General features: G+C 68.2%; 20 protein-coding genes. 14 read left to right on the top strand and 6 right to left on the bottom strand.

Annotated elements, in window-relative coordinates; all coding sequences use genetic code 11:
* Positions 1-2 precede the first annotated feature (2 nt).
* The 14 genes from rsfS (at position 3) to VV867_RS23440 (ending at position 14610) form a co-directional block, all read left to right on the top strand.
* The gene (gene rsfS, locus VV867_RS23505) at positions 3-356 is read left to right on the top strand and encodes a ribosome silencing factor (RefSeq protein WP_009617292.1); all 354 of its coding nucleotides are present in this window, start codon (positions 3-5) and stop codon (positions 354-356) included.
* A gap of 6 nt (positions 357-362) precedes the next feature.
* On the top strand, positions 363-830 hold the full coding sequence (gene rlmH / locus VV867_RS23500) for a 23S rRNA (pseudouridine(1915)-N(3))-methyltransferase RlmH (RefSeq protein ID WP_009617293.1): 468 nt from the start codon (positions 363-365) through the stop codon (positions 828-830).
* Positions 831-839: 9 nt separating this feature from the next.
* Positions 840-2726 (top strand): penicillin-binding protein 2, encoded by a 1887-nt coding sequence (mrdA, locus tag VV867_RS23495; protein ID WP_328567685.1) that lies wholly within the window; start codon positions 840-842, stop codon positions 2724-2726.
* A gap of 50 nt (positions 2727-2776) precedes the next feature.
* Entirely contained in the window at positions 2777-3880 is a 1104-nt protein-coding gene (gene rodA / locus VV867_RS23490; protein WP_089391260.1) for a rod shape-determining protein RodA, read from the top strand.
* A 21-nt stretch (positions 3881-3901) separates the two neighbouring features.
* Positions 3902-4924, top strand: coding sequence for a lytic murein transglycosylase B (gene mltB, locus VV867_RS23485; protein WP_109932645.1), 1023 nt, complete (start codon positions 3902-3904; stop codon positions 4922-4924).
* On the top strand, positions 4921-5952 hold the full coding sequence (locus tag VV867_RS23480) for a septal ring lytic transglycosylase RlpA family protein (RefSeq protein ID WP_328567684.1): 1032 nt from the start codon (positions 4921-4923) through the stop codon (positions 5950-5952). Before mltB ends, VV867_RS23480 begins: the two co-directional genes overlap by 4 nt.
* Positions 5953-6041: 89 nt before the next feature.
* Positions 6042-7202 carry a D-alanyl-D-alanine carboxypeptidase family protein gene (locus VV867_RS23475; protein WP_089391244.1) on the top strand — a complete coding sequence of 387 codons (1161 nt, stop codon included), beginning with the start codon at positions 6042-6044 and terminating at the stop codon, positions 7200-7202.
* Positions 7203-7396: 194 nt separating this feature from the next.
* Positions 7397-7687 carry a DUF493 domain-containing protein gene (locus tag VV867_RS23470; protein ID WP_074981961.1) on the top strand — a complete coding sequence of 97 codons (291 nt, stop codon included), beginning with the start codon at positions 7397-7399 and terminating at the stop codon, positions 7685-7687.
* The gene (gene lipB, locus VV867_RS23465; protein ID WP_109932639.1) at positions 7687-8349 is read left to right on the top strand and encodes a lipoyl(octanoyl) transferase LipB; all 663 of its coding nucleotides are present in this window, start codon (positions 7687-7689) and stop codon (positions 8347-8349) included. Before VV867_RS23470 ends, lipB begins: the two co-directional genes overlap by 1 nt.
* The gene (gene lipA / locus VV867_RS23460; RefSeq protein WP_328567683.1) at positions 8346-9329 is read left to right on the top strand and encodes a lipoyl synthase; all 984 of its coding nucleotides are present in this window, start codon (positions 8346-8348) and stop codon (positions 9327-9329) included. The genes lipB and lipA overlap by 4 nt, the downstream gene beginning before the upstream one ends.
* A gap of 366 nt (positions 9330-9695) precedes the next feature.
* Positions 9696-10238: a fimbrial protein gene (locus VV867_RS23455; protein ID WP_109932635.1), complete on the top strand. Its 543-nt coding sequence runs from the start codon at positions 9696-9698 to the stop codon at positions 10236-10238.
* A gap of 49 nt (positions 10239-10287) precedes the next feature.
* Positions 10288-11019, top strand: a complete 732-nt coding sequence (locus VV867_RS23450) for a fimbrial biogenesis chaperone (protein WP_109932633.1) — start codon at positions 10288-10290, stop codon at positions 11017-11019.
* Positions 11016-13571, top strand: coding sequence for a fimbria/pilus outer membrane usher protein (locus VV867_RS23445; protein WP_328567682.1), 2556 nt, complete (start codon positions 11016-11018; stop codon positions 13569-13571). Before VV867_RS23450 ends, VV867_RS23445 begins: the two co-directional genes overlap by 4 nt.
* 34 nt (positions 13572-13605) lie before the next feature.
* Positions 13606-14610 (top strand): fimbrial protein, encoded by a 1005-nt coding sequence (locus tag VV867_RS23440; protein WP_328567681.1) that lies wholly within the window; start codon positions 13606-13608, stop codon positions 14608-14610.
* A gap of 411 nt (positions 14611-15021) precedes the next feature.
* Here the strand turns inward: VV867_RS23440 and VV867_RS23435 are convergent, their stop codons facing one another.
* The 6 genes from VV867_RS23435 to VV867_RS23410 all read right to left on the bottom strand — a co-directional run bounded on the left by VV867_RS23435 (position 15022) and on the right by VV867_RS23410 (position 20837).
* A complete protein-coding gene (locus VV867_RS23435) occupies positions 15022-16302 on the bottom strand; it encodes a lytic murein transglycosylase (protein WP_328567680.1) in 1281 nt (426 codons plus the stop codon).
* Between the two features lie 101 nt (positions 16303-16403).
* Positions 16404-16694 carry a hypothetical protein gene (locus VV867_RS23430; RefSeq protein ID WP_089391238.1) on the bottom strand — a complete coding sequence of 97 codons (291 nt, stop codon included), beginning with the start codon at positions 16692-16694 and terminating at the stop codon, positions 16404-16406.
* Positions 16695-16879: 185 nt separating this feature from the next.
* Positions 16880-18046 carry a porin gene (locus tag VV867_RS23425; RefSeq protein ID WP_328567679.1) on the bottom strand — a complete coding sequence of 389 codons (1167 nt, stop codon included), beginning with the start codon at positions 18044-18046 and terminating at the stop codon, positions 16880-16882.
* A 76-nt stretch (positions 18047-18122) separates the two neighbouring features.
* Positions 18123-19406 carry a purine-cytosine permease family protein gene (locus tag VV867_RS23420; RefSeq protein WP_328567678.1) on the bottom strand — a complete coding sequence of 428 codons (1284 nt, stop codon included), beginning with the start codon at positions 19404-19406 and terminating at the stop codon, positions 18123-18125.
* A gap of 239 nt (positions 19407-19645) precedes the next feature.
* Positions 19646-19798, bottom strand: coding sequence for an alternative ribosome rescue factor ArfA (gene arfA, locus VV867_RS23415; protein WP_109933675.1), 153 nt, complete (start codon positions 19796-19798; stop codon positions 19646-19648).
* An 82-nt stretch (positions 19799-19880) separates the two neighbouring features.
* Complete coding sequence (locus tag VV867_RS23410; RefSeq protein ID WP_109933674.1) at positions 19881-20837, bottom strand: helix-turn-helix domain-containing protein; 957 nt, start codon at positions 20835-20837, stop codon at positions 19881-19883.
* Positions 20838-20917: the final 80 nt, after the last annotated feature.

Genomic DNA, 20917 nt, shown 5'->3' with positions numbered 1-20917 from the left:
CAATGCAAACCGAACAACTGGTCGAGCTGGCCGTCGCCGCTCTGGAAGACATGAAAGCGCAGGACATCACCGTCCTCGACGTGCGCGACAAGACCAGCATCACCGACGTCATGGTCATCGCCTCCGGCTCCTCCAGCCGCCAGGTCAAGTCGCTGGCCGACAACGTCCTGGAGAAGGTCAAGGAACAGGGCGTCAAGCCCATCGGCAGCGAAGGCCAGGAAGGCGGCGAGTGGGTGCTGATCGACCTGGGCAACGTGGTGGTCCACGTCATGCAGCCGGCCACCCGCCAGTTCTACGATCTGGAGCGCCTCTGGCTCGGCGCCGAACAGAGCCGCGCCCACCACAGCGGCGAGTAAGCGCCCTTGCGCCTGCGTCTGATCGCGGTCGGCTCGCGCATGCCGCGCTGGGTCGAGGAGGGCTGGCAGGAGTACGTCAAGCGCCTGCCGTCCGAGCTGTCCCTGGAACTGGTGGAAATCCCGCTGAACACGCGCGGCAAGAACGCCGACGTGGCGCGGCTGATCCGCCAGGAGGGCGAAGCCATGCTGGCCAAGGTGCAGCCCGGTGAGCGGGTGGTGACCCTGGAAGTCGAAGGCAAGCCCTGGAGCACTCCGCAGCTGGCCGCCGAACTGGACCGCTGGCGCCTGGACGCACGCACCGTCAACCTCATGGTCGGCGGCCCGGAGGGGCTGGCGCCGGAGGTCTGCGCGCGCAGCGAACAGCGCTGGTCGCTGTCGCCGCTGACCTTGCCGCACCCGCTGGTGCGCATCCTGGTGGGCGAGCAGATCTACCGCGCCTGGACGGTGCTGTCCGGGCACCCCTACCACAAGTAGCCGTACTCGATGCCGCAGCCGATACAACTCAAGGACCACGAGAAGGACGCCCGCCTGGTGCGCCGCCGGGTCGTCGTCGGCGCGGTGGCGATCTTCCTCCTGGCCCTGGTGCTGGTGGCGCGCATGTACCACCTGCAGGTCACCCAGTACGAGTACCACTCGACGCTGTCGGAGAACAACCGCGTCCACGTCCAGCCGATCCCGCCGAACCGTGGCCTGATCTACGACCGCAATGGCGTGCTGATCGCCGACAACCGCCCCAGCTTCAGCCTCACGGTCACCCGCGAGCGCACCGAGAACCTGCAGCAGGAGCTGCAGGCGCTGGTGGAGATCCTCGGCCTGACCGAGGAGGACAAGGCGATCTTCGAGAAGCGCATGAAGCAGGGCCGGCGGCCGTTCGAGCCGGTGCCGATCATGTTCGAGCTGTCCGAGGAGCAGATCGCCCGCATCGCCGTGAACCAGTACCGCCTGCCGGGCATCGACGTCACCGCGCAGTTCGTCCGCCACTACCCGCTGGGCGAGCACTTCGCCCACTCGGTGGGCTACGTCGGGCGGATCAACGAGGCCGAGCTGAAGGTGCTCGACCCGGTCAATTATTCCGGCACCCACCACATCGGCAAGACCGGCGTGGAGAAGTTCTACGAGGCCGAGTTGCACGGCACCGTGGGCTACGAGGAGGTCGAGACCAACGCCCGCGGCCGCGTGCTGCGCGTGCTCAAGCGCACCGACCCGGTGCCGGGCAAGGACATCGTCCTGAGCATCGACAGCAAGCTGCAGGCCAAGGCCGAGGAGGCCCTGGGCGGGCGCCGCGGCGCCATCGTGGCGATCCAGCCGGCCACCGGCGAGGTGCTGGCGATGGTCAGCCAGCCGAGCTACGACCCCAACCTGTTCGTCACCGGCATCAGCTTCAAGGACTACTCGGCGCTGCGCGACTCCATCGACCGCCCGCTGTACAACCGCGTGCTGCGCGGCCTGTACCCGCCGGGCTCGACGGTGAAGCCGGCGGTGGCCCTGGCCGGCCTCGACGCCGGGGTGGTCACGCCCGGCTCGCGGGTCTTCGACCCCGGCTACTACCAGTTGCCCAACTACGACCACAAGTACCGCAACTGGAACCGTTCCGGCGAGGGCTGGGTGAACCTGGAGACGGCGATCATGCGCTCCAACGACACCTACTTCTACGACCTCGCCCACAAGCTGGGCATCGACAGGCTGCACGACTACATGAGCCGCTTCGGCTTCGGCCAGCGCGTGTCCCTGGACATGTACGGCGAATCTCCCGGGCTGATGCCCTCGCGCGAGTGGAAGCGCGCCACCCGCCGCCAGGTCTGGTTCCCCGGCGAGACGCTGATCCTCGGCATCGGCCAGGGCTACATGCAGTCCACGCCGCTGCAGCTGGCGCAGATGACCGCGCTGATCGCCAACCACGGCAAGTGGATCCGCCCGCACCTGGCCAGGACCGTCGACGGCCAGCCGCCGGTCGACCCCGAGCCGATGCCCGACATCGACCTGCGCGAGCCGGGCAACTGGGAACTGATCGACTCCGACATGCAGCAGGTGGTGCACAATGCCCGCGGTACCGCGCACAAGGTCGGCGCCGCCTCGGTCTACCGCATCGCCGGCAAGTCCGGTACCGCGCAGGTGGTGGCGATCAAGCAGAACGAGCGCTACGACCGTTCCAAGCTCAACGAGCGCAACCGTGACCACGCGCTGTTCATCGGCTTCGCCCCGGCGGACAACCCGCAGATCGCGGTGTCGGTGATGGTGGAGAACGGCGAGTCCGGCTCCGGCGTCGCGGCGCCGGTGCTCAAGCAGGTGATGGATGCCTGGCTGCTGGACGAGAACGGCAAGCTCAAGCCCGAATTCGCGCCACAGGTGGCGGAGGCGCCGAAGCCATGAGCATGAACATGAACCCGAACTTCGACCGCACGCTGTCCAACGAGGACGTGATGAAGCGGCGCGCCAGCCTGCTGCAGCGGCTGCACATCGACGGGCTGCTGCTGCTGCTCCTGCTGGTGCTGGGCGCGGCCGGCCTGTTCGTCCTCTATTCGGCCAGCGGCAAGAGCTGGGACCTGCTGCTCAAGCAGGCCTCGTCCTTCGGCCTGGGCCTGGTGATGATGTTCGTCATCGCCCAGATCGAGCCGCGCTTCCTGGCCCGCTGGGTGCCGCTGGGCTACCTGATCGGGGTGCTGCTGCTGGTGGTGGTGGACGTCATGGGCCACAACGCCATGGGCGCCACGCGCTGGATCAACATCCCCGGGGTGATCCGCTTCCAGCCCGCCGAGTTCATGAAGCTGTTCATGCCCATGACGCTGGCCTGGTACATGTCCAAGCGCAACCTGCCGCCCAACCTCAAGCACCTGGTGATCAGCCTGGCGCTGATCGGCGTGCCCTTCGTGCTGATCCTCAAGCAGCCGGACCTGGGCACCGCCATGCTGGTGCTGGCCTCCGGCGCCTTCGTGCTGTTCGTCGGCGGCCTGCAGTGGCGCTGGATCCTCGGCGCGGTGACCGCGGCGGTGCCGGTGGCGGTGGCCATGTGGTTCTTCGTCATGCACGATTACCAGAAGCAGCGCGTGCTGACCTTCCTCGACCCGGAAAGCGACCCGCTGGGCACCGGCTGGAACATCATCCAGTCAAAAGCGGCCATCGGTTCCGGCGGTGTTTTCGGCAAGGGCTGGCTGCTGGGCACCCAGTCGCACCTGGATTTTTTGCCCGAAAGCCATACGGACTTTATCATTGCCGTGCTCGGCGAAGAGTTCGGCCTGGTGGGGGTCTGCCTGCTGCTGGCCCTGTACCTGATGGTGATCTACCGCGGGCTGGTGATCACGGCGCAGGCGCAGACGCTGTATGGCAAGCTGCTGGCTGGCAGCATCACCATGACCTTCTTCGTGTACGTGTTCGTCAACATTGGTATGGTCAGCGGGTTGCTGCCGGTCGTGGGGGTACCGCTTCCCTTCATCAGCTACGGCGGAACTTCGCTGGTGACGCTGATGTCAGGGTTCGGGGTTTTGATGTCGATTCATACGCACCGGAAATGGATCGCCCAGGTTTGAAGAAGAAACGTTGAGACCAGAGTGAAGAAAGGAATGCAGATACTGCGCGAGTGGGCCGTCAGGGGTGTCCATTGGGTGGGGTTGGCCGGGGCCATCGGCTTCGGCGGCGCCGCCCAGGCGGGCGACTACGACGGCTCGCCCCAGGTCGCCCAGTTCGTCGGGGAAATGACCCGCGACTACGGCTTCGCCGACGAGCAGTTGCTCTCGCTGTTCCAGGACGTCGAGCGCAAGCAGTCGATCCTCGACGCCATCTCCCGGCCCGCCGAGCGCGTCAAGCCGTGGAAGGACTACCGGCCGATCTTCCTCACCGACGCGCGCATCAAGCGCGGCGTGGAGTTCTGGAACCAGAACGCCGAGGCCCTGGCCCGCGCGGAGAGGGACTACGGCGTGCCGGCCCAGTACATAGTGGCGATCATCGGCGTCGAGACCTTCTTCGGCCGCAACACCGGCAACTACCGGGTGATGGACGCGCTGTCCACCCTGGCCTTCGACTACCCGCCGCGCGCCGACTTCTTCCGCAAGGAGCTCAAGCAGTTCCTCCTGCTGGCCCGCGAGCAGCAGGTCGACCCGCTCGGCCTGAACGGCTCCTACGCCGGCGCCATGGGCCTGCCGCAGTTCATGCCCAGCAGCTTCCGCGCCTACGCCGTGGACTTCGACGGCGACGGCCACATCAACATCTGGACCGACCCGACCGACGCCATCGGCAGCGTCGCCAGCTACTTCAAGCAGCACGGCTGGCAGGCCGGCGAGCCCGTGGTATCGCAGGCCGAGCTGAGCATGGACAGCGCCCAGGACGCCATCACCCAGGGCCTGGAGCCGCAGATGAACCTCGGCCAGCTGCGCGCGGCGGGCTGGCGCACCCATGACGTGCTGCGCGACGACCTCAAGGTCACCGCCATCCGCTTCGAAGGCGCGGACGGCCCCGAGTACTGGGTCGGGCTGCCCAACTTCTACGTGATCACCCGCTACAACCGCAGCGCCATGTACGCCATGGCGGTCCATCAGCTGGCCGGCGAGATCGTCCGGGCGCGAGGTGTCCAGTGAACCAGCGACTGAAGCGACCGGGCTTCTGGTCGGCGGCGGCGTGCTTTGGCCTGAGTACCGTGCTGCTCGCCAGCTGCACCAGTTCCCGGGCTCCGCAACCGGCCAGCAGCGGCGGCCTTTCCGGGCCGATGGACTACAGCCGGCCGCACCGTGACGGCGCCCCCTGGTGGGACGTCGACGTGTCGCGCATCCCCGATGCCGTGCCGATGCCGCACAACGGCCCGTTCAAGAACAACCCCTACACCGTGCTGGGCAAGACCTACTACCCGCTGAACGACGCACGCGCCTACAGCGTGACCGGCACGGCGTCCTGGTACGGCACCAAGTTCCACGGCCAGGCCACCGCCAACGGCGAGATGTACGACCTCTACGGCATGACCGCGGCGCACAAGACGCTGCCGCTGCCCAGCTACGTGCGGGTGACCAACCTGGACAACGGCAAGAGCGTCATCGTCCGCGTCAACGACCGCGGCCCGTTCTATTCCGACCGCGTCATCGACCTGTCCTTCGCCGCCGCCAAGAAGCTCGGCTATGCCGAGACCGGCACCGCGCGGGTCAAGGTCGAGGGCATCGACCCGCAGCGCTGGTGGGCCGCCCAGGGCCGCCCGGTGCCCATGGTCCTGGCGCAGCCGAAGATGGCGCCGGTGCAGAGCGCCCCGGCGGCCAGCGCGCAGCCGCAGGCGGTTGCCATGGCCCAGCCGATCGAGGTCTACACCCCGCCGCCGGCGCAGCACGCCGCGCCCGTGGCGCCGGTGCAGATCGACTCAAAAAAAAACGCTTCATTACCAGCCGCTGGCCTGTATCTCCAGGTGGGTGCCTTCGCCAACCCGGACGCTGCGGAACTCCTCAGGGACAAGATCAGCGGCATGACCTCGGCCCAGGTGTTTATCAGCTCGGTCGTGGTCAACAAGCAGACCTTGCACCGGGTGCGCCTGGGGCCGATCGGAACGCAGGATGAAGCGGCGCGGATGCAGGACAGCATCCGCCTGGCCAACCTCGGCCAACCCAAGCTGGTGCGCCCGGACTGAACGCGGCGCACCGACGAAGCGGCACGCCAGAGGCCGCCCGGGAATTCCCCCAAGGGATTGTTTGACCATTAGTGAACCCAGAGAGACGGATGAACATCATCACCATCGCCAAACGCCTGTCCATGCTCGTGTTGCTCAGCGCCCCCGTGGCCGGCTGGGCGGCTGAATCCGTTGTCCCCGCCGCGCCGCAACTGGCGGCCAAGGCCTGGGTGCTGATGGACGGCGCCAGCGGCCAGGTCCTGGTGGAGAACAACGCCGACGAGCGCCTGCCCCCGGCCAGCCTGACCAAGCTGATGACCGCCTACATCGCCACCAAGGAGATCGAGGGCGGGCGCATCGCCGAGAGCGACCAGGTCACCGTCAGCGAGCACGCCTGGCGCACCGGCGGTTCGCGCATGTTCATCAAGCTGGGCTCGCAGGTGTCGGTCAGCGACCTGCTGCACGGCATCATCATCCAGTCGGGCAACGACGCCTCCGTCGCCCTCGCCGAGCACATCGCCGGCAGCGAGGACGCCTTCGCCGACATGATGAACAACACCGCGCAGAAGCTGGGCATGACCAACTCCCACTTCATGGACGCCACCGGCCTGCCGAACCCGGAGCACTACTCCTCGGCCCGCGACATGGCGACCCTGGCCCGCGCCATCATCTACGGCGAGCCGACCCACTACGCCATCTACGCCCAGAAGGAATTCCTCTGGAACAACATCAAGCAGCCCAACCGCAACCTGCTGCTGTGGCGCGACAAGACCGTCGACGGCCTGAAGACCGGCCACACTGAGGAAGCCGGCTACTGCCTGGTGGCCTCGGCCGTGCGTGACGGCCAGCGCATGATCGCCGTGGTGTTCGGCACCAACAGCGAGCAGGCCCGCGCCGCCGAGACGCAGAAGCTGCTGACCTACGGCTTCCGCTTCTTCGAATCGCAGACCTTCTACAAGAAGGGCGCCGAGCTGACCAAGGCCATGGTCTGGAAGGGCGCCGAGCATGAAGTGAAGGCCGGCCTGTCCGAAGACCTGACCATGACCGTGCCGCGCGGCCAGCTCAAGCAGCTGCAGGCCAACATGGTGCTGCAGCCGCAGCTGATGGCCCCGATCCAGCAGGGCCAGGTGATCGGCAAGGTGGAAGTGAAGCTGGGCGACAAGGTCGTGCGCACCTCCGACCTGGTGGCCCTGAACGCCGTGGAGGAGGGTGGTATCTTCCGCCGCCTGTGGGATAGCATCCGCCTGTTCTTCTACGGCCTGTTCAACTGACCGACGGTTCCCGGGCTCGTACTTTTGTATACAAGCCCGGGAATTTCTGCGCATGCGCGCGCCCGACTCAGGTAAAATGCGCGCCTGCGCCTGATCGACCTCCCCGTGGCGTCGGCAGCCGTCAGGTCCGATCCATCCGGAACCTCCCGACCCGGGAGCTTCGTACGGAGGCGGGCTACCCGCCCGCGACAGCCATGACTGAAACCACTGATACCAGCACTCCCCCCGCGCCCAAGATCGAGTTCCCCTGCGAGCGCTACCCGATCAAGGTGATCGGCGACGCCGGCGATGGCTTCGCCGACCTGGTCGTGGAGATCATCCAGCGCCACGCGCCGGACCTCGACGTCACCACCCTGGTGACCCGCGACAGCCGCAACGGTCGCTTCCTCTCGGTGCAGGTGCTGATCACCGCCACCGGCGTCGACCAACTGCAGAACATCCACAGCGACCTGCGCGCCAGCGGCCGCGTGCACATGGTGCTGTGATGCCCGGGGCCGGTCCTTCCCTGGGCTTCCGCGAACTCGGCGTGCTGCCCTACGAGCCGACCTGGCACGCCATGCAGCGCTTCACCGCCGAGCGCGACGAGAGCACGCCCGACGAAGTCTGGCTGCTGGAGCACGAGCGGGTGTTCACCCAGGGCCAGGCCGGCAAGGCCGAGCACCTGCTGCTGCCCGGCGACATCCCGGTGGTCCAGGTGGACCGCGGCGGCCAGGTGACCTACCACGGCCCCGGCCAACTGGTGGCCTACCTGCTGCTCGACGTGCGCCGCTCGCACCTGGGCGTGCGCGAACTGGTCACCCGCATCGAACAGAGCCTGATCGGCCTGCTCGAGGGCTTCGGCGTCAACGCTGTGTCCAAACCCGACGCCCCGGGCGTCTACGTGGACGGCGCGAAGATCGCCTCCCTCGGCCTGCGCATCCGCAACGGCCGGTCCTTCCATGGCCTGGCGCTGAACGTCGACATGGACCTGGAGCCTTTCCGTCGTATCAATCCCTGCGGCTACGCAGGCATGGCCATGACCCAGCTGCGCGAGCTGGCCGGCCCCATCACCCTGGCCGAGGTGCGCGAACGCCTGCGCGGCGAACTCACCGAGCGTCTTGGCTACGCTGAACAGAAGACCCTAACGGGCGGGATCGAACTGAGATGAGCACTGTTGTGGAGACCCCGGGCCAAGGCAAGCCGGGCAAGGTGGAGGTCGGCGTCAAACTGCGTGGCGCCGAGAAGGTGGCACGCATCCCGGTGAAGATCATTCCCACCGAGGAACTGCCGAAGAAACCCGACTGGATCCGCGTGCGCATCCCGGTCTCCCCGGAGGTCGACCGCATCAAGCAACTGCTGCGCAAGCACAAGCTGCACAGCGTCTGCGAGGAAGCCTCCTGCCCGAACCTGGGCGAGTGCTTCTCCGGCGGCACCGCGACCTTCATGATCATGGGCGACATCTGCACCCGCCGCTGCCCGTTCTGCGACGTCGGCCACGGCCGGCCGAAGCCGCTGGACGTGGACGAGCCGGCCAACCTGGCCATCGCCATCGCCGACCTGCGCCTGAAGTACGTGGTGATCACCTCGGTGGACCGCGACGACCTGCGCGACGGCGGCGCCCAGCACTTCGCCGACTGCCTGCGGGAAATCCGCAAGCTGTCCCCCGGCATCCAGCTGGAAACCCTGGTCCCGGACTACCGCGGACGCATGGACATCGCCCTGGAAATCACCGCCGCCGAGCCGCCGGACGTGTTCAACCACAACCTGGAAACCGTGCCGCGGCTGTACAAGTCCTCGCGTCCGGGTTCGGACTTCGAGTGGTCGCTGGACCTGCTGCAGAAGTTCAAGCAGCTGGTGCCCCAGGTGCCGACCAAGTCCGGCCTGATGCTCGGCCTGGGCGAGACCGACGACGAGGTCATCGAGGTCATGCAGCGCATGCGCGAGCACGAGATCGACATGCTGACCCTCGGCCAGTACCTGCAGCCCTCGCGCAACCACCTGCCGGTGCAGCGCTTCGTCCACCCGGACACCTTCGCCTGGTTCGCCGAGGAAGGCGCGAAGATGGGCTTCAAGAACGTCGCCTCCGGCCCGCTGGTGCGTTCCTCGTACCACGCCGACCAGCAGGCCCACGGCGGCAAGATCGGCTGACCGCTCCCGTCGCGATGAAAAGGCCGGCCCGGCAACGGGCCGGCCTTTTTCATGGGCGCATGTCTTAGCCCCGTGCCCATCCGTCTCCCGCCGCCACCCCCTCTACCGCGCCGCCTCCGGGGGAGCGCAGCGGTGCGTGATGGCACTTTGCCAGAAAACCCTGTGGGCCCCGGGAACCCCGGCTGACCACCGGGGAGGCCGGGTTCGCCGTTCTTAATTGCCATTTCCTACGATTTATAGGGGGTTTCTTACCTTAATCCATTTTCTCATTTGCCCGACCATTTGTTCGGGGCCCCAGAGGCCCCGGATAACCAACGTGTGAAGCCCGGCAAGGGCAGACACCGCATTGACCTGGAGTTCGAACAAATGAGCAAGAAGCTGATAGCCGCCCTGGCCAGCCTTTCACTCGCCGGCCTGTCCGGTACGGCGCTGGCTGTCGACGGCACCCTCACCTTCGAGGGGGTGATCAATAGCAAGACCTGCACCCTGGACCCCGGCAGCGCCAGCCAGACCGTCAACCTGCCGCCGGTGAGGGCCTCGGAATTCCAGAACGCCGGCCAGGCGCTCGGCGCGCAGGCCTTCTCCCTCAAGGCCAGCGGTTGCGACGCCGACGCCATGGTCGCGGCGGTGTTCGTCAGCGGCGGCAACGTCGATCCGGCCACCGGCAACCTGAACAACACCATCGCCACCAGCGCCGGCGGCACCGATGCGCAGGTCGCCCTGTACCAGAGCGACGGCAGCACCAAGCTCGACCTGAGCGACCCGGCCAGCTCCGGCGGCTACCAGACCCAGACCGATGGCTCGGGCAACGCCACCCTGGGGTTCGTCGCCAAGTACATGTCGAAGAACGCCACCACCGCCGCCGGTGTGCTCAAGACCAACCTGCAATACACCATGAGCTACCAGTAAGCCCGCCACCCCGGGGGGGCACCTCCCCGGGGGTACCATCGAGGTCTTCATGAGCATCCCCAAGCGTGCTGTCGCAATGACGGCAGGGCTGGCCTTTGCCGCCAGCCTGAGTTCCGCCACCTGGGCCGCCGTCAGTGTCCAGGGCACTCGCCTGGTCTATCCGGCCAGCGAGCGCGAGATCACCGTCCGCCTGAGCAACGACGGCCAGGTGCCCGCGCTGATGCAGGTGTGGATCGACCGTGGCGACATCCAGGCCCAGCCCCAGGATGCCGACGCGCCCTTCGTCGTCACCCCCCCGATCTTCCGCCTGGACCCGGGCAAGGGCCAGTCGGTGCGGGTCGCCTTCAGCGGCGAGAACCTGCCCGCCGACCGCGAGTCGCTGTTCTGGTTCAACGCCCTGGAAATCCCGCCGATGCCCGAGGCCAGCGAGCGCAGCTACATGCAGATCGCCGTGCGCTCGCGGCTGAAGCTGTTCTACCGCCCGCCGGCGCTGGCCGGCAACGCCGCGGCGGCGGCCCGTGCGGTGCGCTGGCAGGTGCTGGAGCAGGGCGGCAAGCGGGTGCTGCGTGGCGACAACCCCTCGCCCTACCACGTCTCCTTCGCCAGCCTGGGGCTGCGGCAGGGCGGGCGTAGCCACGACCTCGGCCCGGGCATGATCGAGCCCTTCGCCAAGGGCGATTTCGCCCTGCCCGCTGGCGTGCGCTCCGACGGGCTCATGCTGGAGTACCGCTGGATGAGCGACTACGGCGTGGCCACCGAAGAGCGGGTGAAGGTGCCGTGAACGGGCAACGACCCCGCGCCGAGCTGATCCGCTACTGGAGCGGCCGCCGCGGCAGCGCCGTCGCCCTCGGCACGCTCGCCGCCCTGCTGGCCGGCCTGCCGAGCCTGGCCGGCTGGGCGAACGAGCAGCCGCTGCGCTTCGATACCGACTTCCTGCGCAACGCCCCGGGGCAGGACATCGACCTGTCGCGCTTCGAGCAGGGCAACCCGGTGCAGCCCGGCCGCTACACCCTGGACCTGTACCTCAACGGCAACTGGATGGGCCGCCAGCGCCTGGAGGTCGACGCGGACGCCGGGGTGTGCTTCAGCCGCGAACAACTGCGCGAACTCGGCCTGGCCGAGGAACGCCTGCCAGCGGCGAGCCGCGCCGCGCTGGAGGCCGCCGAGCCGGGCTGCGTCGACATCCAGCGCCTGCTGCCGGACAGCCGCGCCACTCCCGACCTGGCCGACATGCGCCTGGCGCTGAGCATTCCCCAGGCCTACCTGCGCCGGGTGCGCGCCGACCAGGTCGATCCGGCCGACTGGGACAGCGGCGTGACCGCGGCCTTCGTCGACTACAACGCCAACGCCTACCGCAACGAGGTCAACGGCCGCAGCTCCGAGCAGTACTACGCCGGCCTCAACAGCGGGCTGAACCTGGGCGACTGGCGCCTGCGCCACAACGGCAGCTACAGCCGCGTCGACGGGCGTTCGGACTACAACTCGGTCAGCAGCTACGTCCAGCGCGACATGGCCGGCCTGAAGTCGCAGTTGACCCTGGGCGAGTACTACACCCCGGCGGACCTGTTCGACAGCGTGCCCTTCACCGGCGTGCAGCTGGCTTCCGACGAGCGCATGCTGCCCGACTCGCAACGCGGCTTCGCCCCGGCCATCCGCGGCGTGGCCGAGAGCAATGCGCGGGTCACGGTGCGCCAGGGCGGCAACATCCTCTACGAAACCACGGTGGCGCCCGGCCCCTTCGTCATCGACGACCTCTACGGCACCGGCTATGCCGGCGACCTGGAGGTCACCATCAGCGAGGCCGACGGCCGCGAGCGCCGTTTCACCGTACCCTTCGCCAGCGTGGCGCAGCTGCTGCGCCCCGGGGTGTCGCGCTACAGCGTCAGTGCCGGCAAGTACCGCGACGAGCGCCTGGACAGCACGCCGAACTTCGTCCAGGGCACCTACCAGCGCGGCCTGTCGAACCTGTGGACCGGCTACACCGGCAGCCTGGTCGCCGACAACTACCTGGCGTTGCAGGGCGGCCTGGCGCTGAGCACCTCGCTGGGCGCCTTCGCCTTCGACGTCACCCGTTCCCGCGCCTCCGGCCTGGACCCGTCGCACGGCCTGGGCGGCAGCGCCAGCGGCGAGAGCTACCGGCTGAGCTACAGCAAGCTGGTGGAAACCACCGGCACCAACTTCATGGTCGCCGCCTACCGCTTCTCCAGCGAGGGCTACCTGGGCCTGGGCGAGTTCGCCGAGCTCAGCGAAGGTTCCGGCGGCCTGGGGCGCTTCCGCCAGCGCAACCGCTTCCAGGCCAATATCAGCCAGCCGCTGGGCGAGGGCTGGGGCAACTTCTACCTCAGCGGCTCGGCGCAGAACTACTGGAACGCCGGCGCCGGCAGCGACGTCAGCTACCAGGCCGGGTACACCAACGGCTGGCGCTGGGGCAGCCTGAACCTGTCGGCGAGCCGCACCCGCTCGCTGACCGGCGAGAGCCAGAACCAGTACCTGCTCAGCCTCTCGCTGCCCCTGGGCTACACGCCCGGCGCGCCGTTCCTGAGCAGTTCGTACAGCCGCACCGACAACGGCACCAGCGACGCCCAGCTGGGCCTGTCCGGCGCCCTGGGCGAGGCGGGCAGCTTCAACTACGGCGTCTACGCGTCGCGCAGTCGCAGCGAGGGTGGCAGCAGCGCCAGCAGCGGCGCCAACGCCCAGTATCGCTCCGTGGCCGCCACCCTCTCGGCCAGTGCCAGCGATGGCGATGGCTACCGGCAGTTGGGCGTGGGCGCCAGCGGCAGCCTGATGGTGCATGGCGGCGGGGTGAACTTCAGCCCCGACCAGGGCGAGACCAAGGTGCTGGTCGAGGCCAGCGGCGCCACCGGCGCCCGCCTGCTGAACAGCTATGGTGCGCGGGTGGCCGGCAACGGCTATGCCTTCGCCAGCGGCCTGATGCCCTATCGGCGCAACCAGGTGGCGCTGGACCCACGGGGCCTGGCCGAGGACGTCGAGCTGGAAGCCACCGAGCAGACGGTGGTGCCGACCTTCGGCGCGGTGGCCCTGCTCAGGTATCCGACGCGCAATGGCCAGCCGTTGCTGCTGACGCTGCGCGACGCGGCCGGCGGCAAGCTGCCGGTGGGCGCCGAGGTACTCGATGTCGCCGGCACCAGCCTGACCCTGGTGGGCCAGGGCAGCCGGGTGTTCCTGCGGGCCGACCAGGCGCAGGGCGAACTGCTGGTGCGCTGGGGCGCCAGCGCCGACCGCCAGTGCCGCGCCAGCTACCAGTTGCCCGAAGGCAAGCCCGAGGGCCAGCCGTTCTTCCTGGTCGAATCGCTATGCCGTTCTTCCACCTGATGCACGGGGCCGCAAGTTGCCCTGGAGGCTCCGTATGCCGAGAGTGATGCTATTGCCACTGCTGTTGCTGTTCCTCGCGCCGTCGGCCTGGGGGTTCAGCTGCTCCTTCGTGGATGGCTACCAGAAGTCCAGGTTCCCCATCTCCATCGACAAGGTCGTTTCCTCGCCGCGGGACAAGCCGATCGGCAGCGTTCTGCATGACTTCACCTGGCAAACGGCGACTGGGGTGACCATCGACTGCGGGGGTTGGCCCTGGGAGCGGGGCACCGTGCAGGGGCGGCTCGCCGGCGGGTTTGGCGCGCCGGTGCAGGGTATCCCCGGCTACCCCAATGGCGACCTGATGGAGAGCGGCATCCCGGGCGTGGGCATCCAGGTCTGGTGGTGCAACTATGCATCCGACTGCCCGAGCCCGCCTGCGGCCAACCGCAGCACCTCGTTGGTGCAAAGGTTGAACTGGGGTTTCCGCGGCGGTACCTATGTGCCGCGGAACATCTGGTGGGTGCGGCTGGTGAAGACCGGTGAGATACAGGCCGGGGCCCATGGCTTCAACGGCATGGCCACGGTGCGCTATGCCGACCTGGATATCGCCGAACTGACCGTCCACGGCACCGTCAGGACCGCAGTCCCGGCCTGCCGTATGCAGACGCGCGATCTGGTGGTGCGCATGCCCACGGTCCACGTCGGCGTCTTCCAGCGGCCGGAGGAAACGGGCGCCGTCGAGCGGCCCTTCGACATCGTCCTGGACTGCGACGCGGGCATCCGCCTGAGCTACCGGATCGACCCGCTGCACGGCATGGAAACCCCCTTCATCATGCGCAACCGCCCGGGTGCCGGCATGGCGAACGTCGGCATCCAGGTCCTGAGGGCCAACACCGCCACGCCCGAGACGGTGCAGCTTGCCGTCAAGCATGCCTACCTGGACGCCACCGAAGTGGGCCTGCTGCGCATGCCGTTCCTGGCCAGGTATGTAGCCATGTCGCCAGGGGCCACGCCGGGGCTGGTCTCCACCTCGGCCATGCTCACCCTGAGCTACGAGTGATGCGCCGCACGATCGAGGCCGCGATGCTCGTCAGGCAGGTGGATGCCGTTTCGGTGGGGTAGGCGTTCCGGCAGACGCTAGTAGTCCGTAATCCATGGCTGACGCTGCCGGGCACCGCTTCCCACTCTTTCCTCTTGCAGGACTCAGGGGCAATTCGCCTGGGCTGTCAGGGGGCTGTTTATTCGGAGCCATCCTGCGCTTCATCATGGGGGCAGGTGGGAGCCGGGACGATAGGCGAACGCCGTCACTTTCGCCCCAGGACCCGCTGAAGCTCGGGTTGACCGACGATCGCACCTGGTCGGAAGTCTTGGTGCGGCGGTACGGTGAGGGCTTCGGCGTTGTTCACCTTGTTCTACGAGTGAGGAGGGGGATGCCGGTGCGAGCCGGCGCCGCCGGCTCGCACGGTGGGCTTCAGTCGCCCTGCTGCAGGTGCGCCAGCAGCGCTGGCGTGGGGTAGCCGTCGGCCGGCAGGCCCTGGCTCTGCTGGAAGGCGCGGATGGCCGCACGGGTATTGGCGCCGATGATGCCGTCCGGATTGCCCGGCTGGTAGCCGCGGGCGGCCAGGCCTTCCTGCAGGGCGATGCGCTCGCTGCGGCTGAGCGGGCGGTCTTCCACCGGCCAGCCGGCCTCGATGCGGCCCAGGCCCTTGAAGCTGTCCGACAGCAGCCCGACGGCCAGGGCGTAGGCGGTGGAGTTGTTGTACCTGAGGATGGCGCGGAAGTTGTCCAGCACCAGGAAGGCCGGCCCGCGGTAGCCGGCCGGCAGCAGCAGCGAGGCCGTGGCCTGGGGGTTGCCCGGCAGGCGCCCGCCCACCGGCTGCACGCCCATGCGCAGCCATTCGCTGATCGGCTTGCGGATGCCCATGTCGGCCTGGGCGTAGTCGAAGCCCTGGGCCAGGCGCACCTCGAAGCCCCAGCTCTGGCCGGGCTTCCAGCCCGAGGCCTGGAGGTAGTTGGCGGTGGAGGCCAGGGCATCGTCGGCCGAGCGCCAGATGTCGCGGCGGCCGTCGCCGTCGAAGTCCACCGCGTACTGGTCGTAGGTGGTGGGGACGAACTGCGTCTGGCCCATGGCGCCGGCCCAGGAGCCGACCATGTCGGTGGCCGGCACGTCGCCGTGCTGGATGATCCGCAGGGCGCTCAGCAGTTGGCCGTGGGCGTACTCCGGGCGGCGCCCCTCGTAGGCCAGGGTGGCCAGGGAGCGGATCACGTTGCGCTCGCCCATGTTGCTGCCGAAGTTGCTTTCCATGCCCCAGATCGCCACCACGGCCTCGGCATCCACCGCGTAGCGGCTGTCGATGCGCTGCAGCACCGCGGCGTTCTGCGTCAGCTTGCCCTGGCCGTTGCGGATGCGCGCCGGCGACACGGCGCCGGCCAGGTACTCCCACACCGGCCGGGTGAACTCCGGCTGGCTGCGGTCGGCGGTGAGCACCGCCGGGTCGGGCTCGAGGCCGGCGAAGGCCTGGTCGAAGGTCTGCGGGCTGATGCCGGCGGCCAGGGCCTGCTGGCGGAAGCCGTCGCGCCAGGCCTCGAAGCTGATGGAAGGCAGCGGCTGGCCATCGGCGCCCTGCAGCGCGGTGGCCGCGGACGGCGGCGAATTCGCCGCCGGCGCGTCGGCGCAGGCGGAGAGCACGCAGGCACTGAGGAGGGTCAGGCAGAGGGGGAACAGGCGGAAGGGTGAAGCGGGTGTGCGCATTGCGCTCCTCGGCGGGTTCTTCAGGCAGCGGCCACCTTAGCATGCGGACGGCGGGGCGTCTGCCGCCGGGCCGGGTGCCACGATGACAGGCTGTTGCAGGTTCAGGGGGAGGACTTGGCCTTGGCGGCGCTCTGTTCCAGTTCCTTGAGCATCTGCTCGTAGGCCGCGCAGTCGTCCGGGCGTTCCTTGCTGGAGCGGCTCTTCTTCATGGCGGCGAGCTGTTCGTTGAGGCGCTTGGCGGTTTGCGGGTCGCGCTGGGTGATGGAGGCGACCTTTTCCGCCACCTGGCGCCCCTTGGCCTCGGCTTCCTGGTCGGAACAGAAGGCCCAGGCCGAATTGGCCACGGGCAGCAGGGCCAGCACCAGGCCGGCGGCGAGTGTCCTGGTGTTCATCGTGCATCTCCGGGTGTCGTGTCTATTCCATGGAGGCCGCACGGGGGCAGGAGTTCCATCGATCTTGCCGGAGGGCGGGCAGCGGCCATGCTCGCCTGCACGCCCGGCTCCGTTCGTCGGGGAAGCCTCCGTGCCGCCCCGGCGGATGGCCGCCGCATCGCCTGCCCCGGCGGGCAGGCCGGGCCTCAGAAGTAGTAGCCGATGTTGCTGTACAGCTGGTTTTCCCAGTGGCCGGTGCCGCCGGCGCCCAGGCTCTGGGTGTAGTCGCTGCCGCCGATGTACGGGTCGTTCCTGCCGTGCAGCCATTCCAGGGCTATCCACAGCGGGCCGAGGCTGAACGAGCTGCCCAGGATGAGGCGCTGGGAGTCGCTGAAGGCGCTTTCGTCCTTGTCGAACAGGCTGTAGTTGCCGTAGAGCTTGATGCCGGAGAGCCAGCCGTAGCGGCCGGGGATGTCGTAGCTGAGGTCGGCGACGTAGAGGTTGCCCTTGGCCGCGACGTTGAAGGTGCCGTCGAAGCTGCCGAAGCTGATCAGTTCGTCGGTCCCCGGGTTCTTCGCGTTCATCTGCTGGCGCGTCGCCTGCGCCTGGATGCCCCAGGGGCCGCGCTTGCCGCTGTAGTGCAGGGCGAAGGCGTAGCGGCTGCCGTTCTCGTCGGTGTCCCGGTTGTCGAGGGTCGAGCCCAGCACGGAAGCGCCGATCTCCGAATTCCAGCCGCCGGCTTCGAACTTGCGGGCCAGCCGGCCGACCAGGATGTTGCGTTCATGGTTGTCGCTGCCGTCGGCCACGTAGTCGTCGGCCGTGGCCACGCTGGTGCCGTAGGTGCGCCCGCCGCGGCTGGTGCCGCGCCCCTGTTCCGCCGGGATGGGGTAGTAGGCGGCCTGCAGGTCCCAGCCATCGGTGTTCTGCAGGTATTTCACGCCGATGTCCTGGGTGTCTTCCAGGCCTATCACATTGCCCAGGGTCTCGAAGAAGGTGCTGCCGAAATACGGCAGCAGGCCGAACGGGATGGGCGTCTGGCCGACCTGCACCTGGCGCTGCGCGGAGAACCTGTAGCCGACCCAGGCGTACTCGGCGAAGGCGATGTCGCCGACCCGGTCGGTGTATTCGTAGGGGTAGGCATCGCCGTAGAAGCGGTACTTGGCCGCGGCTATCCAAGTGTCGGAATGGTAGTCGGCGGTGAGGAAGAAGGTGTCGAAGCTGAACTTGGAAATATCCCGGTCCGGATCGTAGTCCAGGCGGCCGCGCAGGGCGCCGCCGAGGTCGAGGTCGTCGGTGATGGATGCCGCGTTGGCCGGGTGGGCCAGCAGGGTCAGCGGCAAAATGCAGGCGATAAGCCGGAGATGCAGTTGCATCGTGGACTGCTCCAATGTTTGTCGGTTCTTGTTGTCGGGAGCGGGCGGCGCCGGGCCGCCCGTGGCCTGGGCCCGGTCAGCCGATGTCGCTTCCGGCCAGCGGGCGGCGGGCGAGGGAGGGCGCCCACAGGTAGCCGAGGAAGGCCAGGCAGAAGGAGGCCGGCGCGGAGAAGCTGGACAGCTCGGCATGGCCGAGCAGGACGATGCCCACTGCGGCGGAGATGAACCAGGTCAGCAGGCCGCGGGCATTGAAGGCGGGCAGTTGCGCGGGATAGCCGCCCGGCTGGCCGCGCGTCCTGCGGATCTGCGCGAGGGCGATCGCCACCCAGGAGACGATGAAGATGCTCTGGTACGACAGCGCCTGGAGGATGTAGCCGAAGACGTCCAGCAGCATCAGCAGGTAGACCAGTGTCCCGGTCAGCAGCGCCCAGGCCGCGTAGGGCACCCGGCCCAGGCCCAGGCGGGCGAAGAAGGCCTGCATGTTGGTCGCGGCGAGGAAGAAGTTGCCGGTGTTGATGCGCGTCTGGGTGATCCAGACGAACAGCAGGCCGCCCAGCCCCATCAGCTTGATGATCGCCAGCACCACCGAGACCTCGCTCAGGCCGCCGTCGCTGGGGATGGTGGCGGCGAGGAAGATGCCGACCGTGCCGTTGAGCAGGAAGGTGACCACGTAGAAGGGCATGCCGAAGTTCACCCGCGCGTGGTAGTCGCTATCCTCGGGCCGGCCGTAGCGGGCGTAGTCCCAGGTGTACATCATCAGCACCCAGACGCCCATGAAGTAGGTGAAGCAGTTCCACCAGCCGTGCGCCACCGGGCCGCCCGGCGGGGCCAGCTCCAGCCAGGCCGTGGAATAGCCGTATTCGGCGATGCTCATGCCGACCAGGGCGAACAGGCCGATGAGGTAGAGCGGCAGCAGCAGGCCGTTGAGCTTGTCCAGCCGGCGCATGGCGTTGCCGAAGATCATCAGCACGCTGTAGATCACGACCACCAGCGCCGAGGCGTGGGTGCCCAGCGCGGGGAAGCTGTGCTGCAGCGCCACGGCCATCACCGAGCCCTCGAACACGCTGTAGTAGACCGCCGTGGCGCAGAAGATCAGCGTGGCCAGGGCCGCGCCGGCCTTGCCGAACAGCACCTGGGAGAAGAGCGCCACCGACAGCCCGCTGGCGATGGCGTAGCGGCTGATGATTGCGTTGATCGCCCCGTAGCTGAGTACCGACAGCAGCAGGCCGATGAGTGCGTTGAGGGTGCCGTAGCCCATTGCCAGCGCCGCGGCGACCACCAGGTAGAACATCGCGCTGCAGATGCCCCACCAGGCCATCGTCAGCGAGCCGCGGCCGAGCCGCTGGGCCTCGGGAATCACTCCCGCGGCGAGTTCCGTGGATGAAGCCGAATTCGAGATTGCTCCTGCCATGACCGTCCCCTTGTTGTTGTTGAAATGAGCGGTCGCACGACATTAGGGGAATGGCCTGGCCGGGTATTTGTCGACAGCGCAGGAAGTTTTGTCGGCCAGCGCAAGCGGGCGGGCAGGGGCTTCAGGCAGAGGGAGGGGGAATGGCGATGAGGGTGATGCGGGGGGGGGGGGGGGGGGGCGAGGGGATTTCAGGCGGCCAGAAAGAACGAAGCCTCCCAGTTGCGGGAGGCTTCGCGGCGGTAGCTGCCTTTACCTTTCAGGGGGTGTTCCTGGCGGCTGCGGAACAGCGGTTGGGCTATCAGGGACTTGGCCTTGTTCGGCCGTTTGGCTTTCTTCGCCATGGTCTTCTCCTCGGGACGAACGCCCGCCCATTGCGGGCATCGGCATCATCGGCGCTTTCACCGGGGATGTCCAGGCCGCAGGTCAGTTGATCCGCGGTGCCCGGCGCAGCTCGCCGGGCGCGATGCCGTAGCGGGCCTTGAAGGCGCGGTTGAAGTGGGCCTGGTCGGCGAAGCCCCAGCGGTAGGCCAGCTCGCCGATGGACGGCGGTGGCGGCGTGACCAGCAGGGCATCGTGGCACGCCTGCAGGCGCAGTTCGCGGACCCACTCCTGCACGCTGCGGCCGCTGCCCTGGAACAGCCGGTGCAGGTAGCGCACCGAAATGCCGCAGGCCTGGGCGATGCCGGCGGGGTTCAGGCTGCTGTCGTCGAGGTGGCGGTGGATGTGCTGCTCGACGCGGCGCAGGTGGGCCGTGGCGACGGCGCTGGACTGGCTTTCGCCGGGGTGCTGGCGTTCCAGGGCCATGCCCAGCAGTTCGAGCAATTGGCGGCTCAGGCGCTGGCCGTCGCCGGGTTCGAGTTCGCCCAGGCGGCGCGCGCTGAGGGCCAGGTAGTCGGCGAACAGCGCACCGGCGCCGCGGGTGGCGTCGAAATTCAGCGCGCAACGCTGGTCGGGCGTGGCCACGTGGCGGCGCAGGGTGCGTTCGGGCAGTTTCAGCACCCACAGGGCGTTGCTCTGGGCGTAGAGGAATTCGTAGGGTTCGCCGCTGCGTTCCAGCACGAAGCTGCCGGGCTGGCAGACGGTACGGCGGCCGCGCTGGGTAAATTCGAAACAGCTGCGCAGGGGCAGGGAGAGCAGAAACGACTCGTCCTCGCACTGGCCGAGATGGTGGCTCTGGCGGCGGTAGCGCAGAGGGGAGGAATCGAGGTAGGACAGGCTCAGGTCGCCCAGGCTGAAAAGCTCCAGCCGGCCCTGGAAGCTGTCGCCTGCCATGTAGTCCAGTTCCAGCGGGAAATAGGTGTCGCTGACGCAACGCTTCCAGTATTCCTGGCGTTGCGCGCCGGCAATGGCGGTGGTGTCGAAGCTGGTTTGCTTGGTCATGGCAGAAGCGCTTGCAGCGTGTTCGGGTTGTAATGTCCATGCAGCTCTTGTGCCTTGATGGCCGGGCGCCCCGGCGCCGG

It is taken from the genome of Pseudomonas sp. JH-2, assembly GCF_036231725.1.
Classification (GTDB): domain Bacteria; phylum Pseudomonadota; class Gammaproteobacteria; order Pseudomonadales; family Pseudomonadaceae; genus Pseudomonas; species Pseudomonas delhiensis.
The sequence above is the reverse complement of the archived record's forward strand: the minus strand, read 5'-3'. Positions and strand labels throughout refer to the sequence as shown.